Origin of the sequence: Mesorhizobium sp., assembly GCF_965229135.1 — a bacterium.
Lineage (GTDB): Bacteria > Pseudomonadota > Alphaproteobacteria > Rhizobiales > Rhizobiaceae > Mesorhizobium.
Genome location: NZ_OZ245860.1, coordinates 3,212,939 through 3,228,276, shown reverse-complemented (window position 1 = coordinate 3,228,276; position 15,338 = coordinate 3,212,939). Strand labels below are relative to the sequence as shown.

Here is a 15,338-nt window from a genome sequence, read left to right as displayed (position 1 = left end):
CGCGATAATCGTCCGTGTCGACGCATGCGCTGAGCGTTGCCGCGCAAAGGATCAGCGCCAACGCGCTTGCGAGCCTTTTCATGTCTGTAGTGTCCTTGCTGTCAATCCCCGCGGGTCCGTCTGCCCGGCCGGCATTGCGCCTGCATTACGCCTCGTGCGAATGAATCGCGGAATCCGCCAACTGAGGACGGCCAGCGCAACAGCGTCGCCTTCTTAATGTTCCGGCAATCATGGGATTGAGATGTCCGGCAGAAGGTGCGGGAGATCGTCAGGAGGCACGGCGGCAATGTCTCGGTAGCCGATGTCCGCGGCAGCCGTGCTTGCTGCGGCATTGCCCTCTTCAAGGATGCCTCGGGCAAGCCCGGCAATTCGGTTTCACTGCCGAAGCGTTGGACAAGAGCCGCGCTTTAACTACGGCACCGCGCTCGGTTTCATTGCCTGGAATACTCGCGAGAGGCGCGGCCCTGCTACCTTGGCATCCGTATCCGAGGCGGATGAGGCTCTCGGCGATCCGGCACCTCGGTTACGCCTTCGCGGTCATCTCAAAATGGGAGAAGCGCTCACCAGAGCCAGGAGCCTTTTCCAAGCGCGGCAACCGCATCGACGATCCGGGTAAAGCTCGCGCGGGCGCGGCCGACGGTATGCCGGGCGCGAAGATAGCCGTGCACCAATCCCGGTTCCTCGAACCAGCTGGCTTGCCCGCCCGCAGCAATGATACGGTCGCGATAGGTCTCGCCGTCGGAGGACAGCGGATCGCACTGAGCGGTGATCAGCACGGTTGGCGGCAGGTCGGAAAAGTCGGTGTCGACAAGCGGCGCCAGTGTCGCATCGCCGCTGCGTTCCCGCCCACCGGACCGGATGTGCTTGTAGAACTCGAGGTCGCGCACGGTCAGCATCGGCGCCTCGGCATGGGTCACGTAAGACCCCTTCGATCGGTCGCCGCCAAGCCCTGGATAGATCAGCACCTGGCCAATCGGCTTGCGCGGATGGCCGCGTGTCGCGTGGCTGACGGCGGCAGCCAGATTGCCGCCGGCGCTGTCGCCGCAAAGCAGGATGGGCAATTGGCTCTTGGATGCCGCCCATTCAAAGGCGCTCATCACATCGTCGAAGGCGGCCGGATGCAGGTGCTCCGGCGCCAGCCGGTAGTCGACTGAGACCACCCCATATCCGGTGCGGGCACAAAGCTCGGCGCAAACATCGTCATGGCTCTCCAGCCCGCCGACGATGAAGCCGCCGCCATGGAAATACAGCACCATGGCCGCCGCTTTATCGGATGCTGGCGTGCGATAGCTGCGGATCGGGATGTCGTGCGTGGGCGTGGCAATAGCCAAGGTCTCGACCTCCACGCCCTCTGGGTAGCCGGCAAAGAATTCCCGGCACATGCGGTCGTAGATGGCGCGCTGCTGCGCCACGGTGTAGTCGATCGTATCGGGCGGATAATAGGAATTGGTCCGCTCTATGAAGGCCCAGGTCTCGGCGTCGATCAGCTTTTTGTAGTCGGTCATGGGAGCCGGGCCGCGCTCATTTCCCCTTCCACACCGGGTCGCGCTTCTCCGCGAAAGCGCGAAAGCCTTCCATATTGTCCTCGGAGCCGTACAGAGCATCGACCGTCGGCAACTTGCGGCGCGTTACCTTGTTCATGGCATCCTGGAAGGTCAGGGATTCGGCCACCCGTGCCGTTTCCTTGATGGCAGCGAAGACGAGCGGCGGGCCGCCGGCCAGCAGCCGGGCGATCTCCCAGACGCGGTCTTCCAGTTTCTCTTTCGGCAGCACCTCGTTGACCAGTCCCCATCGATGAGCCTCGGCGACATCCATCCAGCGACCGGTCAGCAGCAGGTCCATGGCGACATGGTAGGGAATGCGCTTCGGCAGCTTGATCGTCGCCGCGTCGGCCAGCGTCCCGGCGCGGATTTCGGGCAGCGCGAAGGAGGAATGGTCCGAGGCGTAGATGAGGTCGCAGGACAGCGCCAGCTCGAAGCCGCCGCCGACAGCCATGCCGTTGACGCAGGCGATGACCGGCTTGTTGAGGTCGCGCAGTTCCTGCAGCCCGGCAAAGCCACCGACGCCGTAGTCGCCGTCGACAGCATCGCCGCCGGCAGCCGCCTTCAGGTCCCAGCCAGCGCAGAAGAACTTGTCGCCGGCGGTCTTGACGATAGCGACGCGCAAGCTTGGATCGTCGCGGAAGGCCTTGAAGGTTTCGCCCATCAGCCGAGAGGTCTTGAGGTCGATGGCATTGGCCTTGGGCCTGTCGAGCGTGACCTCGAGGATGGTGCCCTCGCGGCGGGTCGAAATGACGTCAGACATTCTTGTTTTCTCCAAGCACGAGCAAGGCGTCGGCGATCCAGGCGCCCTTGCCCTCCCTGCAGACGATCAGCGGGTTGATGTCGAGCTCCTCGATCTCGCCGGCATTCTTCTGCACGAAGGCGGCAATGCCGGCGATTGCGTCGATGGCGGCCGCGACATCGGCCTTCGGCCGGCCACGATAGCCGTCGAGCAGCGGGAACAGCTTCAGCCCGCGCAATGCGGCCTCGATGTCGTCGCGGCTCGCCGGCAACATCAGCGTGACGCTGTCGCGCAGCAATTCGACGAGCACACCGCCGGTGCCCAGCGTCATCACCGCGCCGAACATCGGATCTCGGGTGAAGCCGACGAGCAGTTCGGCGACCCCGTCGCGCACCATTCGCTCGACATAGAGGCCGGTGCCGAGCGGCAGCAGGTCATGGGCGGCGGTGCTGACGGATTCAGCATCCTTGAGATTGAGCCTGACAGCGCCGACCTCGGATTTGTGGGTGACACCCAGGGCTTTCAGCGCGACGGGAAAGCCGAGTGCCATCGACGAGATAACCGCCTCGACCGCATTGCCGGCACGCTCGCCCTTCGGCACCGGAAGCCCCGCCTTGATCAGCCGTGACTTGGCTTCGGCCTCGTCAGGCGTGACGTGGTCGCCGACAGCGGCACCGGAGGCGGAGGTGTCGACCGGCTGTGCCTGCGGTTCAGCCCAAGCCCAGCCGATGAAGGCCGCCGCCTGGGCGGCATCCATGGCCTCGGAAATGCCGAACAGCGGCACCATGCCGCGCGCCATCAACTCGGCGGTGTATTCCTCCGGCAGGTTCTCCGGCAGCGAGGATACGATCGCGCCATGCGCCTTGTTGGTCTTCAGCGCCGATTCGAAGGCGCGCAACGTCGCCCACCAGTCGGTGACCGAGCAACGGTCGGGACGGGGAAAGTCGAGCACCAGCATGTTGAGGTCGAAACCGCCCGACACCATGGCGGTGAAGGTGGCGGTCATCGCCGGCTCGTTGTTCCAGATGAAGGTGTGGTAGTCGAGCGGGTTGGCCACCGCGACCAGCGGCCCCAGCGTCGATTTGACATGCGCGCGATGCGTTTCGGTCAGCACCGGGAAATTGACCCAGCGCCCTTCGGCGCTGTCGGCCATGACAGAGGCTTCGCCGCCCGAACAGCTCATCGACGACAGCTTGTAGCCGGGCAGCGGACCGGTGACATGCAGAAGCTTCAGCGCCTCGATGAAGGCCGGAATGGAATCGACGCGGGCAATGCCGAGCCGCTTCAGGAAAGCGCCGGACGCGGCGTCGGAGCCGGCGAGCGAGGCGGTGTGCGAGACGGTCGCCTGCCTGGCCTGTTCGGAACGGCCGACCTTCATGGCGATGATCGGCTTCTTCAGTTCCCGCGCCCGCGCCGCCAGTCTTTCGAAGCCGGCTACCGAATCGAAGGCTTCGATGTGAAGGCCGAGCGATGTCACCCGCTCGTCCTCGATCAGGCCGAGTGCCATTTCGGACAGGCCGGTCTGCGCCTGGTTGCCGGCGGTCATCAGGAAAGCGATCGGCAGGCCGCGCTTCTGCATCGTCATGTTGATGGCGATGTTGGACGACTGGGTGATGATGGCGACGCCCTTGCCGCCCTCGTCCAGCCGGATGCCGCCATGCTGGTCGGGCCACAAAAGCGCGCCGTCGGCATAATTGATCAGGCCATAGCAGTTCGGCCCGATGATCGGCATCTGACCGGCCGCGGCGACCAGTTCCGCCTGGAGGCGCTCGCCGTCATCGTCATAGGCCTCGGTCTCCAGGAAGCCGGCGGCAAAGCAGACGGCGCCGCCCGCACCCCGCTCGGCCAGCGCCTTGATCACCTCGATGGTCAGGTGCCGGTTGACGCCGACAAAGGCGGCATCGGGCGCGCCGGGCAGGTCGGCGACAGAGCGATAGGCCTTGCGGCCGGCGACCTCGTCCTTGGTCGGATGCACCGGCCAGATCTCGCCGGCAAAGCCCATCTTGATCGACTGCGCAACGACGGCCGCGGCCTGCACGCCGCCGAAAACGGCGATCGATTTCGGCCGCAGAAGACGCTCTAATTTATGCATTGTCATTCTTCTCTTTTGAGCATGATCTTGTCCGAAAACCGGATCCACTTTTCGGGATCATGCTCTAGGCTCCAAACGGACGCAGCAGCGACCGCGAAATGATGTGGCGCTGGATTTCCGACGTGCCTTCCCAGATACGCTCGACGCGGGCATCGCGCCAGATGCGCTCCAGCGGCAGGTCGTCCATCAAGCCCATGCCGCCATGGATCTGGATCGCTTCGTCGGCGACGAAGGCGAGCATCTCGGTGGCCTTCAGCTTGGCCATGGCCATGTCCTGGTCGGTGACGGTGCCCTGATCGTACTTCCAGCCGGCCTCGAACACCATCAGGTCGGCGGCCTTGAGTTCCGTCGCCATGTCGGCAAGCTTGAACGACACGCCCTGGAACTTGCCGATCTGCTGGCCGAACTGCTGCCGCTGAGCGGCATATTCGATCGCATGGCCCAGCGCCCGCTCGGCGCGGCCCAGACAGGTGGCTCCGACTTGCAGGCGGGTGGCGCCGAGCCACGAATTGGCGACCTCGAAGCCTTTGTGGACTTCGCCGAGAACCTGGCTTGCCGGCAGGCGGCAATCGTCGAATTCGAGGATGGCGTTGGTGTAGCCGCGATGCGAGACGTTGCGATAGCCCTCGCGCACGTTGAAGCCTTTGGTGCCTTTGTCGACGAAGAAGGCGGTGATCTTCTTGCGTTTGCCGCGTGGCGAATCCTCTTCGCCCGAGGCCATGAAGACGATGGCGAAGTCGGCGAGATCGGCATGGCTGATGAAATGCTTGGTGCCGTTGAGCACCCAGTCGTCACCGTCCTGCACGGCGGTCGCCTTCATGCCGCGCAGATCGGAGCCGGCGCCCGGCTCCGTCATCGCCAGGCAGTCCCACTTCTCGCCACGTATGCAGGGGAACAGGTATTTTTCACGCTGTTCGGGCGTGCCGGCCAGAAGGATGTTGGAGGGGCGCGCCACGCAGGTCCAGTGCAGCGCGTAATTGGCGCGGCCGAGTTCCTTCTCGTAGAGCAGCCAGGTCACCGTATCGAGCCCCGCGCCGCCGACATCGGTCGGCATGTTGGCGGCATAGAGCCCGGCTTCGATCGCCTTGGCCTTGATCTCCTCGATCAGGTCTCGGCGCAGCACGCCGGTCCGCTCCACCTCGCGCTCATGCGGGTAGAGCTCGTTCTCGACGAACGCACGCGTCGTCTCGACGATGAGCTTCTGCTCCTCCGAAAGACCGAAATCCATGGTCTCAGCCTTTCTTCTTGCTGCTCTTCTTCGGCTTTTCGGCCTTTTTCACAGGCTTGCTCGCCTTGGCCTTCTCGGCCGCCTTGGAAGCCGCTGGCTTCTTCGCCGCCAGCTTGGCGAGCTGCTTCGTATAGTCCTTGTGCAGGGCGCCCGCGCCCCAGCCCTTGCCCTTGTTCTGCTTCGACAGCGCATCCATGATCGCGACCAGATTGTCGTCGCGGATCTTTTCCAGCTCGCGGATAGACAGGCCATGCGCCTGATCGTCCGACTGGGTGGCGATCAGGTCAACCAGTTCGTCGTTGAATTCCGGCACGTCCATCAGCTTGGTCCATGGCCATTTCAGGCACGGCCCGAACTGCGCCATGAAGTGGCGCATGCCGGCTTCGCCGCCGGCGACGCGATAGACCTGGAACATGCCCATCTGCGCCCAGCGCAGGCCGAAGCCGTAGCGCATGATGTCGTCGAGTTCCTCGACCGTGCAGATGCCGTCCTTGATCAGCCACAGCGCCTCGCGCCACGCCGCCTCCAGCAGGCGGTCGCCGACGAAGGCTTCGATCTCCTTGCGGATGACGACAGGCTTCATGCCGATCGAGGCATAGATTTCCTTGGCGACCTCGATCGCCTCGGGGAAGGTCTGCTCGCCGCCGACGATCTCGACCAGCGGCAGGAGATAGACCGGGTTGAAGGGATGGCCGACGACAAGCCGCTCCGGATGGTTCTTCATTGCCACCTGCATGTCGGTCGGCTTGATGCCGGAGGTCGACGACCCGACGATGGCGTTGGCCGGCGCATGGGCGTCGATCTCGGCCAGCACCTTGTGCTTCAGGTCGAGCCGTTCCGGCACGCTCTCCTGGATGAAATCGGCGTCGGCCACCGCCTCGGCGATGGTCTTGGCGAAGGTCAGCTTGCCTTCCGTGGGCAGACCGCCGGGCACCATCTGCTTGTAGGCGCGGCGCGCGCCCTTCATGACTTCGCCGACCTTGCGCGACGCTTCGGGATCGGGATCGAAGATCGACACGTCGATGCCATTGAGCAGCAGGCGCGCCACCCAGCCGGCGCCGATGACACCGCCACCGATGGCGGCTGCCTTGTTGATGATGCTCATGCTGAGGCTCCGGTTCTTGTCTTGGCTGTTTGGGGGTTGGTGAGGGATACACGCTCGCCGGCGCGGATCACGGCGGGGTCGTAGGCCTTGCGGGCAAAGACTTCGAGCACGAAGGGCCGGAAGAACTCGATCGGCAGCGTCTCATAGTCGGGATCGAAGCTCGACTGGTCCCAGCGTTCGCAGAACTGGTCGCAATCGTCGAAATAGGCGTGCCCGGCGAAGCGGTCGCGGGCATGGCGGTTGCCGCCGAGATGATGGGCATAATAGAGCCGCTGGAAGTCGCCGTGCTTCTCCACCACCCAGGTGCATTGCTCACGCACGAAGGGCTTCAGGATCGAAGCGGCGTATTCGTCGTGATTATAGGGCGCGTAGATGTCGCCGATGTCGTGCAGCAGCGCGCAGGCGATCCAGTCGGTGTCGGCGCCGTCGCGCCACGCGCGTGTCGCCGCCTGCAGCGAATGGCCGAGCCGGGTGATCTTGTAGCCGGACAGGCCCTCGTCGAGTTGGACCAGCGCGTCGAGCAGCCGCTCGCCGGTCTTGGCCGCATAGTCGATCTCATGCGCGGTCAGGAACTCGTAATCGTCCCTGTCGCCATCCTTCATCGCGGTGAATTTGACGGTGGTCATGCCGATCTCCTCCCGGCGATCGAATTATGCAGCTATCGGCGCCCGCTTGGTAAGGTTCAGCTTCTTCCGTACCTCCTCCGGCCCGATGACCCTGGCGCCGAGATTGGTGACGATATTCGCGGCCCGCTCTACCAGCTGTGCGTTGGTCGCCAGCACGCCCTTGTCGAGCCAGAGATTGTCCTCGAGGCCGACGCGGACATTGCCGCCGGCCAGAACAGCGGCGGCGGCATAAGCCATCTGGTTGCGGCCGATGGCGAAGGCCGACCAGTTCCATGTCGACGGCACATTGTTGACCATGGCCATGAAGGTGTTGAGGTCGTCGGGCGCGCCCCACGGCACGCCCATGCAGAGCTGCACCAGTGCGTCGGCGTTCAGCACCTTTTCTTCGACCAGTTGCTTGGCGAACCACAGATGCCCGGTATCGAAGGCCTCTATCTCGGGCTTGACGCCAAGCGCCGTCATCATGCCGCCCATGGCGCGCAGCATGCCCGGCGTGTTGGTCATGACATAGTCGGCCTCGGCGAAATTCATGGTGCCGCAGTCGAGCGTGCAGATCTCCGGCAGGCACTGGCGCACATGTTCCATGCGGTTGCTGGCGCCGCCCATGTCCGTGCCTTTTTCGTTGAGCGGCAGCGGCGCTTCCGGCGAACCGAACACCATGTCGCCGCCCATGCCGGCGGTCAGGTTGAGGATGACGTCGACTTCTGCCGCGCGAATGCGCTCCGTCACTTCGCGGTAGAGATGCACATCGCGCCTGGGCTTGCCGGTTTCGGGGTCGCGCACATGGCAATGGACGATCGCCGCACCGGCCTTGGCCGCGTCGATCGCCGAGTCGGCGATCTGCTTGGGCGAGCGCGGCACATGCGGGCTGCGATCCTGCGTACCGCCGGACCCGGTCACGGCACAGGTAATGAAAACCTCACGGTTCATCGCAAGCGGCATGGAATTCTCCTCCCAATCGAAACAGCCATGCATGTCGCCCAACGTGGGGACCAATTTTGGAATGACGACATGCATAAGGACCCGCCGACAATGCCTGACTTGCCGGAAACTGTTTTGCGTTTTACGAAGACGGTATGATCAAAAGCGAAAAGCCGACAATCTTTCGCGCCGAGCAGTCGCCGCTCAAGGTGACGCTGCTGGTGTTTTCCGGGGCGTCCATCATGTGCGTGGCATGTGCCGTCGATCCGTTGCGAGCCGCCAACCGGATCGCCGGCGAAACCCTCTTCGATTTCAGGCTGGTCTCGGTGACGGGCGACGCGCCGGTCACGACCTGCGGCCTGCCCGTGGCGGTCAGTGGCCGGTTCGACGCCGCGGAACCAACCGACGTGCTTGTCGTGGTCGCCGGCTTCGGGACACAGAACTATGCCACGTCGGCCCTGCTGGCCGGGCTGCGCCGCGCGGCGCGCTCGGCGCGGGCCTGCGGCGGCGTCGAGGCAGGCACATGGCTGGTGGCGCGCGCCGGCCTGCTGGAAGGGCGCAGCGCCACCACCCATTGGGAGGACATGGAGGACTTCTCGTCGGCCTTTCCCGGCGTCGACGTGCGCCCCGACCGCTACATCATCGACGGGCCGGTGTTCACCACCGGCGGCGCCTCGCCGACCCTGGACCTGATGCTACACCTGATTCGCACCCGGCTCGGCATGGCCGTGGCGCTGGATGTGGCAAGCGCGTTCATCTACGATCAGGCGCGCGCCGCGACCGACGCGCAGCCGCTGGTCTCGCTTGGCCGGCTCGATGGCTACGATCCGCGGCTGGCGCAGGCCATCCGGCTTATGGAAGCGCATGTAGACCAGCCGCTGACCATCGAAGCCATCGCAAAGCGTGCCGGGGTAACGGCAAGAACGCTGGAAGGCATCTTTCGCAAATCGATCGGCGAGACGCCCGGCGCCTATTATCTCAGGCTTCGGCTGGGCGCGGCGCGCCGGCTGGTGGTCGACACCAGGGTGGCGATGGCCGATATCGCCGGGCGAACGGGATTTTCGTCCGCCGCGGCATTTTCAAGGGCATTTTCACGCGCCTTCGGCGAAGCGCCAGTCAGATTGCGCCGGGGTTAATGCATGTCGCCCAAAACTGTGAAACGGTTTTGGGATAACGACACGCATGAACAAAGATGAATCAGGCCGCGCTCCGCCGATCGTTGTTGCCGTCGATCTGAGAGCGCATCTGTTTGACCAGACGCACTTCGAAGCGGCTGCTGACGGCGCGATCCCACTCGTTCGAGATCCTGGCGTCGTCGGTTTTCCTTGGCATTGCCATAAGCCGATCGATGACCGATCCGGTCTCGCCAGGTGAGAGCAGGGCGTCGATTTCACGTTCGTACTGCATATCGTTTCGCCTCCTTCTACCTCTCCGCCACGCAACACATATACGAGATACGTGACGGCTGTTTGAAGGCAAGAGCGAGGTCATTGAAGGGCGGCCGGGGGCAAGATCGTGTCGTCGCGATCGTCGCTTCGCGCAAAGGATTCCAAACGTCGAAGTCGGTTAGCCCCTGGATCGGCCCAACCGCTTCTCGAACAGCACGGTGGTGAAGCCGCTGTCCCATTCATCGTCGGGATAGCGCTCCTTCTCGATATAGCCGATAGCCTTGTAGAGGCCCTGGGCGCGTTCATTGAACGTGTCGGTTTCGAGCCGTGCCTGCGGGAATCCGGCGGCGCCGATGGCCTGTTCGGCGTGGGACAACAATGCGCGGCCCACGCCCTTGCCCTGATGGTTGGCCCTGACATGCACGGCCTCGATGAAATCGCCGCGCCAGTGGATCAGGCCGGCGATGTCGCCGTCAAGTTCGGCAACGGTGAATTCCGGCCAGCTCTCATCGACATAACGCCCGCCAAGATCGGTCTCGACATAGCGCTGCGCCGAAGCCTCGGTGAGGTGCGGCAGCCAGGTGCCTTCGAACGTTTCCCGAAGGACCATCTTCAAGGCCGGGATATCGCTTGCCTGTGCCGCGCGCACGCTGATCCGGCCGTCTGCCATTTCCATCTCCACCTGGTTGGTGTGCTGACTAGCAGAAGGTGTCGAAGATGGCTTTCAGCCACCCTCGACAGGCATGGGTCCAGACGCCGGACGACCCGTGGGATCAGACGTATCTGTTGACGATGTTCTCGAGCAGTTCCTGGCGGCCGGATCTGGGCTCCGGCTCGATCTTCTTCTTCACGACGCGCTCGGCGATCTCCTCCAGCGTACGCTTGCCCGACAGCATCGCCTTGCCCTCGGCCGTGTTCCAGCCGGCGTAGCGCTCGGCCAGCGGCGCCGACAGCGCCTTGTCCTCGACCATGCGGGCGGCGGCCTTCAGGCCACGCGCGCAGCAATCCATGCCGCCGATATGGCCGATCAGCAGATCCTGCGGGTCGAGCGACTGGCGGCGCAGCTTGGCGTCGAAATTGGTGCCGCCGGTCTTGAAGCCGCCGGCCTGCAGGACTTGGTAGTAGGCCAGCGCCATCTCCGGCACATTGTTGGGGAACTGGTCGGTGTCCCAGCCCGACTGGTAGTCGTTACGGTTCATGTCGATGGAACCAAAGATGCCCAGCGCATTGGCCAGGGCCAGTTCGTGCTCGAAGGAATGGCCGGCCAGGATCGCGTGGCCCTGCTCGATGTTGACCTTGACTTCCTTCTCCAGGCCAAACCGCTTGAGGAAGCCGTAGACGGTCGCGACATCATAGTCGTACTGGTGCTTGGTCGGCTCCTGCGGCTTGGGCTCGATCAGGATCGTACCCTTGAAGCCGATCTTGTGCTTGTAGTCGACCACGAGGTTGAGGAAGCGGCCGGCCTGCTCTTGCTCGCGGGCAAGGTCGGTGTTGAGCAGCGTCTCATAGCCCTCGCGCCCGCCCCACAGAACGTAGTTCTCGCCTTTCAGCCGTTTGGTCACGTCGATGCAGTGTTTCACCGTCGCCGCCGCATAGGCGAAAACATCGGGATCGGGATTGGTGGCGGCACCCGACATGAAGCGGCGATTGGAGAACAGGTTGGCCGTCCCCCACAGCAGCTTGACGCCGGTCTGCTTCATCTTGGCCGAAAAATAGTCGGCGATCTCGTCGAGCCGGGCGGCACTCTCAGAGAAATCCTTGCCTTCGGGCCGCACATCGGCGTCGTGGAAGCAGAAATAGGGCGCGCCGAGCAGGGAGAACATCTCGAAGGCGACATCGGCCTTGAGCTTTGCCAACTCCATCGTGTCGATGCCGCCGGCCTTGGGGAACCACGGCCGGTCGAAAGTCTGGCCGCCGAAGGGATCGCCGCCCGGCCAGGCGAAGGAGTGCCAGTAGGCGACGGCAAAGCGCAGGTGATCCTCCAGCCGCTTGCCCGCCACCACCTCATCGGGATTGTAGAAACGATAGGCCAGCGGATTGGTCGAATCCGGCCCCTCATACTTGATCTTCTGGATGTCGCCGAAAAATCCGCTGCTCATGATTTCTGTCCTCTCGAATAGTCCGCCTGATTACCTCGGGCGTAATTGGTTTCGTTCTTCCGCTGGCTGAAAAAGGTCATGTCAAAACCACTCAACTGAAGGAGACAGACCATGACCGACCTCAAAAAAATCGCCGAAGGCTACATCACCGCCTGGAATGAAAGCGATGCGGACCGCCGGGCTTCCTTGCTCAAGGCTGTTTTCACCGAGGACGTCAGCTACCGCGATCCGCTCATGCAGGGCGATGGCCATGACGGCATCGCGGCGCTCATCGACGGGGTGCAGCAGCAATTTGCCGGCTTCCGGTTCTCGCTGAAGGGCACGCCGGATGGTTTTGCCGACAAGATTCGCTTCTCGTGGAATCTCGGGCCGGAAGGCACTGACGCCATCATCGAAGGCACGGATATCGGCGTCATCGAAAACGGCCGCCTGAAGAGCGTCACGGGGTTCCTCGACAAGGTGCCGGCGCAGTGAGGATACAAGGTGCGGTTGAGACCAACAATCGCCAAGGTCGGCGCCGCCCCTCATCGCCCTGCCGGGCCCTTCTCCCCGTATGGTGACGGGGAGAAGGGGGCCGGCCGCAACGGCAGCGCCCTTCTTGCAGGGATGGCGATTGGCGAAGTCGCCGATGCGAGCACCCCTCTCCCCGTCCCTATACGGGGAGAGGATGCCGGCAGGCAGGTGAGGGGCAGCGCCTGCGCCTGGAAAAGAGTAATGGGGTAAGCTCCGGCTCACGCCGTGGCGCCCTTGATTGCCGGATACAGCGCCCGGTAGCGGTGATAGGCACCCGCATAGGCGCCGCCCAGGGAGGCATCCGGGTCGATCGTCGCGTCCGTCGCCGGCGCGGTGCAGACGCCGAGCGGATCCGCACCCGTCGCCGCGATCAGGCCAAGCCTGGCCGCGCCGAAGGCGGCGCCGAAATCGCCATCGGCGGGAATGTCGACGGGTATCTGCAGGGCGGTGGCGATCGCCTTCAGCCAGTAGCGCGAGCGCGAGCCGCCGCCGATCGCCGTCACCCGCGTCAAAGTGGTCCCGGCCTTGGCCAGGGCTTCGAGACTGTCGCGGAAGGCGAAGGCCACGCCCTCGAGCACGGCCTGTGTCAGCACCGCGCGGCCGGATTCATGCCCAAGCCCGGTGAACGAGCCGCGAATGGCCGAGTCGTTGTAGGGCGTACGTTCGCCAGACAGATAGGGCAGGAAGGAGACGCCGGTGGGCGCATTCAGCGTGTCGCCGAGTTCGGCGGTGAGTTCGCCCGCGCCCTTGCCCGTGATCTCCGAGAGCCAGTTGAGCGAATCGGTGGCCGACAGGATGACGCCCATCTGGTGCCAGGTATGGGGCAGTGCGTGGCAGAAGGTGTGAACAGCGCTTGCCGGGTTGGGCAGGTAGGAGGCGTTGGCGGCAAACAGCACGCCGGATGTCCCCAGCGACACAAAGGCATGGCCGGCGCCCACAGTGCCCATGCCGCAGGCCGAGGCGGCATTGTCGCCGGCGCCGCCGGCGATCGGAATGCCTGCCTGCATGCCCCATTTCGAAGCCAGTTCGGCGCGCAGCGCGCCCGCCTTGTCGGTGCCTTCGACAAGTGACGGCATGTGCTCTTCATCGAGCGATGTCGCGGCAAGCAGATCGGCGGACCAGCGCCGCTTGCCGACGTCAAGCCAGGACGTGCCCGCCGAATCCGACATTTCCGAAATATGTTCGCCGGACAGCCACAGCCGCAGGAAATCCTTCGGCAGCAGCACCTTGGCCAACTTGGCGAAAATGGCGGGCTCGTTGTTCTTCACCCAGGCCAGTTTCGGCGCGGTGAAGCCGGGAAAGACGATGTTGCCGGTGAGTTGGCGAAAACGCGGGTCGGCGTCGAGCGCGGCGGCCTCGGCGTGGCTGCGCGTGTCGTTCCAAAGGATGCACGGGCGCAGCACCTTGTCGCCGGCATCGAGCAGCGTCGCGCCATGCATCTGGCCGGACAGGCCAATGCCCTTGACCGCCGCGAGTTCCCTGGCATGGGATGCGCTGAGTTCGGCGATCGCCTCTTCGCAGGCGCGGATCCAGTGGTCGGGATTCTGTTCCGACCAGCCGGGATGCGGCCGCGAAACGTCCAGCGAACCGTGGCCGGAACCGATGACAGTCTGGCTGGCATCGATCAGCAGCGCCTTGACGCCGGACGTGCCCAGATCGAGGCCGAGATACATGTTTTTCCTCCCATCGCCCAATTTTTTCGGATCTCGAAAAAATCTGGCTTGGCCAGTTTTTAAGACAAGATCCCTCGCAGGTCAATTCTCAGACAAATTGGCAGAGCGTCTCGAAAACAAAGCCGATAGCGGGCTGTCCGGCCGCGCCAACGCGCGTTCCGCGGCGAGCGCTGTTGCCAGGGCCGCGTCGCCCGACCGCAACGCCGCCTCTATCAGCGTCAGGTCGATGACGTCGCGTTGCGCATGGCTGCCGCCGAAGCGGTGGGCGATTGCGCGTATCGGTCGGATCCGCCGCACTGTCTCCTGGTAGTCGCCGTTTCCAAATGCCTTGATGGCCAGCGTCAGGGGATGGCCGACATCCCTGGTGAACGCGGCATTGTCGCCGTCGCCATGCATGGCTTCGCGCTGCGCTTGGAGAAGCGTTCGGGCCAGCGCCTCGTGGCCGGCGCCGACAAACGCCATCATCGCGTGCGCGTCGTTGAAGGCGTAGTTGCCGGCGCCAGCCTTGGGCGCCCAATTGGCGGCAAGCGCGGCCCAGCGGTCGCCGACATCGATGCCGCCGAGATGGAGCCGCCACAGGATTGCCGAGGCATCGACCATGTTGAGCGCCAGAGTAGAGCGCTTGCCGTAGATAGGGCCGTCATAGAGGGCCAGCACCTCGTCGATCTCGCCAAGGTCGTAGTGGAAAAGCGCCAGGTGCCACCAATTGTGTACCTGGAGGAAGCTCTCCTTCGTCCAGGCGTCCGGATTGGCGCGCATCCAGGCGATGCCATCCCTTTGCCGGCTTTGCATCTCCATGACATGGGCCACGGCGTGCTGCGCCCAGCCGTCGCGGGGCTCGATCTCGATCGCCGTGCGGCCGAATTTCTCCGCCCGCCCATAGTCGCCCATTTCCTCCAGCCCGAAGGCCTGCATGCCGAGGATGGCGTGGTAGCCGGGCATTCCGCTGTCCCACGATGGCAGCGCACGGCCGATGCGGTCGCGCAGCATGCGGGCATTGCCGGTGAAGAAGTCGATCTGGTGGCCCACCTGCAGCGCCAGCGCATCAAGCGGGTATGCGATGGAAATGTCTTCCAGAATGCGCGACGCATCGTGCCAACGCCCGTCGGCGAGATGGCCGAGCGCGGCGACATGGGCCTGCTCATGCGTCGTGGCGGCCAGGGGCAGCGCTGCTGTGTGGCACGCCGCGGTCACGGTCATCGCCTCGCGCTCCGTGGCGAGCCCGAACATATACCCCTTCAGCACATGCGCCATGACGAAGCCTGGGGCATCGGCGATGGCACGGTCGACGGAGCCGACGGGGTCGCCGATGAAACACCGCAGTTCATGCGCAGCCCTGCCGTAGAACGAGAGCCCGGCCTCCTTAGCTCCCGAAAAAATCAGGCCTGACGGGTCTTTGATCGCCATTCC

At 64.2% G+C, this 15,338-nt stretch carries 14 protein-coding genes; 2 read left to right on the top strand and 12 right to left on the bottom strand.

Annotated elements, in window-relative coordinates:
* Positions 1-560 precede the first annotated feature (560 nt).
* From ACO07C_RS15240 to ACO07C_RS15210, 7 genes are all read right to left on the bottom strand, one after another.
* Entirely contained in the window at positions 561-1,505 is a 945-nt protein-coding gene (locus ACO07C_RS15240; protein ID WP_421914988.1) for an alpha/beta hydrolase, read from the bottom strand.
* A gap of 16 nt (positions 1,506-1,521) precedes the next feature.
* A complete protein-coding gene (locus ACO07C_RS15235; RefSeq protein ID WP_421914987.1) occupies positions 1,522-2,304 on the bottom strand; it encodes a carnitinyl-CoA dehydratase in 783 nt (260 codons plus the stop codon).
* Positions 2,297-4,375, bottom strand: a complete 2,079-nt coding sequence (locus tag ACO07C_RS15230) for an acetate--CoA ligase family protein (RefSeq protein WP_421914986.1) — start codon at positions 4,373-4,375, stop codon at positions 2,297-2,299. Before ACO07C_RS15230 ends, ACO07C_RS15235 begins: the two co-directional genes overlap by 8 nt.
* A 64-nt stretch (positions 4,376-4,439) precedes the next feature.
* Positions 4,440-5,603 (bottom strand): acyl-CoA dehydrogenase family protein, encoded by a 1,164-nt coding sequence (locus tag ACO07C_RS15225; protein ID WP_421914985.1) that lies wholly within the window; start codon positions 5,601-5,603, stop codon positions 4,440-4,442.
* A gap of 4 nt (positions 5,604-5,607) precedes the next feature.
* Positions 5,608-6,708 carry a carnitine 3-dehydrogenase gene (locus tag ACO07C_RS15220; RefSeq protein ID WP_421914983.1) on the bottom strand — a complete coding sequence of 367 codons (1,101 nt, stop codon included), beginning with the start codon at positions 6,706-6,708 and terminating at the stop codon, positions 5,608-5,610.
* On the bottom strand, positions 6,705-7,334 hold the full coding sequence (locus ACO07C_RS15215; protein WP_421914982.1) for an HD domain-containing protein: 630 nt from the start codon (positions 7,332-7,334) through the stop codon (positions 6,705-6,707). Before ACO07C_RS15215 ends, ACO07C_RS15220 begins: the two co-directional genes overlap by 4 nt.
* 24 nt (positions 7,335-7,358) lie before the next feature.
* The gene (locus ACO07C_RS15210) at positions 7,359-8,276 is read right to left on the bottom strand and encodes a 3-keto-5-aminohexanoate cleavage protein (RefSeq protein ID WP_421914981.1); all 918 of its coding nucleotides are present in this window, start codon (positions 8,274-8,276) and stop codon (positions 7,359-7,361) included.
* Between the two features lie 134 nt (positions 8,277-8,410).
* On the opposite strand from ACO07C_RS15210, the gene ACO07C_RS15205 reads away from it, so the two are divergent.
* On the top strand, positions 8,411-9,391 hold the full coding sequence (locus ACO07C_RS15205; protein WP_421914980.1) for a GlxA family transcriptional regulator: 981 nt from the start codon (positions 8,411-8,413) through the stop codon (positions 9,389-9,391).
* A 61-nt stretch (positions 9,392-9,452) separates the two neighbouring features.
* Here ACO07C_RS15205 and ACO07C_RS15200 read toward each other — a convergent pair whose 3' ends face one another.
* The 3 genes from ACO07C_RS15200 to xylA all read right to left on the bottom strand — a co-directional run bounded on the left by ACO07C_RS15200 (position 9,453) and on the right by xylA (position 11,742).
* Positions 9,453-9,662: a hypothetical protein gene (locus ACO07C_RS15200; RefSeq protein WP_421914979.1), complete on the bottom strand. Its 210-nt coding sequence runs from the start codon at positions 9,660-9,662 to the stop codon at positions 9,453-9,455.
* Positions 9,663-9,821: 159 nt separating this feature from the next.
* Positions 9,822-10,313, bottom strand: coding sequence for a GNAT family N-acetyltransferase (locus ACO07C_RS15195; RefSeq protein WP_421914978.1), 492 nt, complete (start codon positions 10,311-10,313; stop codon positions 9,822-9,824).
* Between the two features lie 103 nt (positions 10,314-10,416).
* Positions 10,417-11,742: a xylose isomerase gene (gene xylA / locus ACO07C_RS15190; RefSeq protein WP_421914977.1), complete on the bottom strand. Its 1,326-nt coding sequence runs from the start codon at positions 11,740-11,742 to the stop codon at positions 10,417-10,419.
* A gap of 111 nt (positions 11,743-11,853) precedes the next feature.
* On the opposite strand from xylA, the gene ACO07C_RS15185 reads away from it, so the two are divergent.
* Positions 11,854-12,216 (top strand): nuclear transport factor 2 family protein, encoded by a 363-nt coding sequence (locus ACO07C_RS15185; RefSeq protein ID WP_421914976.1) that lies wholly within the window; start codon positions 11,854-11,856, stop codon positions 12,214-12,216.
* Between the two features lie 257 nt (positions 12,217-12,473).
* Here the strand turns inward: ACO07C_RS15185 and xylB are convergent, their stop codons facing one another.
* A complete protein-coding gene (gene xylB / locus ACO07C_RS15180; protein ID WP_421914975.1) occupies positions 12,474-13,928 on the bottom strand; it encodes a xylulokinase in 1,455 nt (484 codons plus the stop codon).
* An 81-nt stretch (positions 13,929-14,009) separates the two neighbouring features.
* A complete protein-coding gene (locus tag ACO07C_RS15175; protein ID WP_421914974.1) occupies positions 14,010-15,335 on the bottom strand; it encodes a tetratricopeptide repeat protein in 1,326 nt (441 codons plus the stop codon).
* Positions 15,336-15,338: the final 3 nt, after the last annotated feature.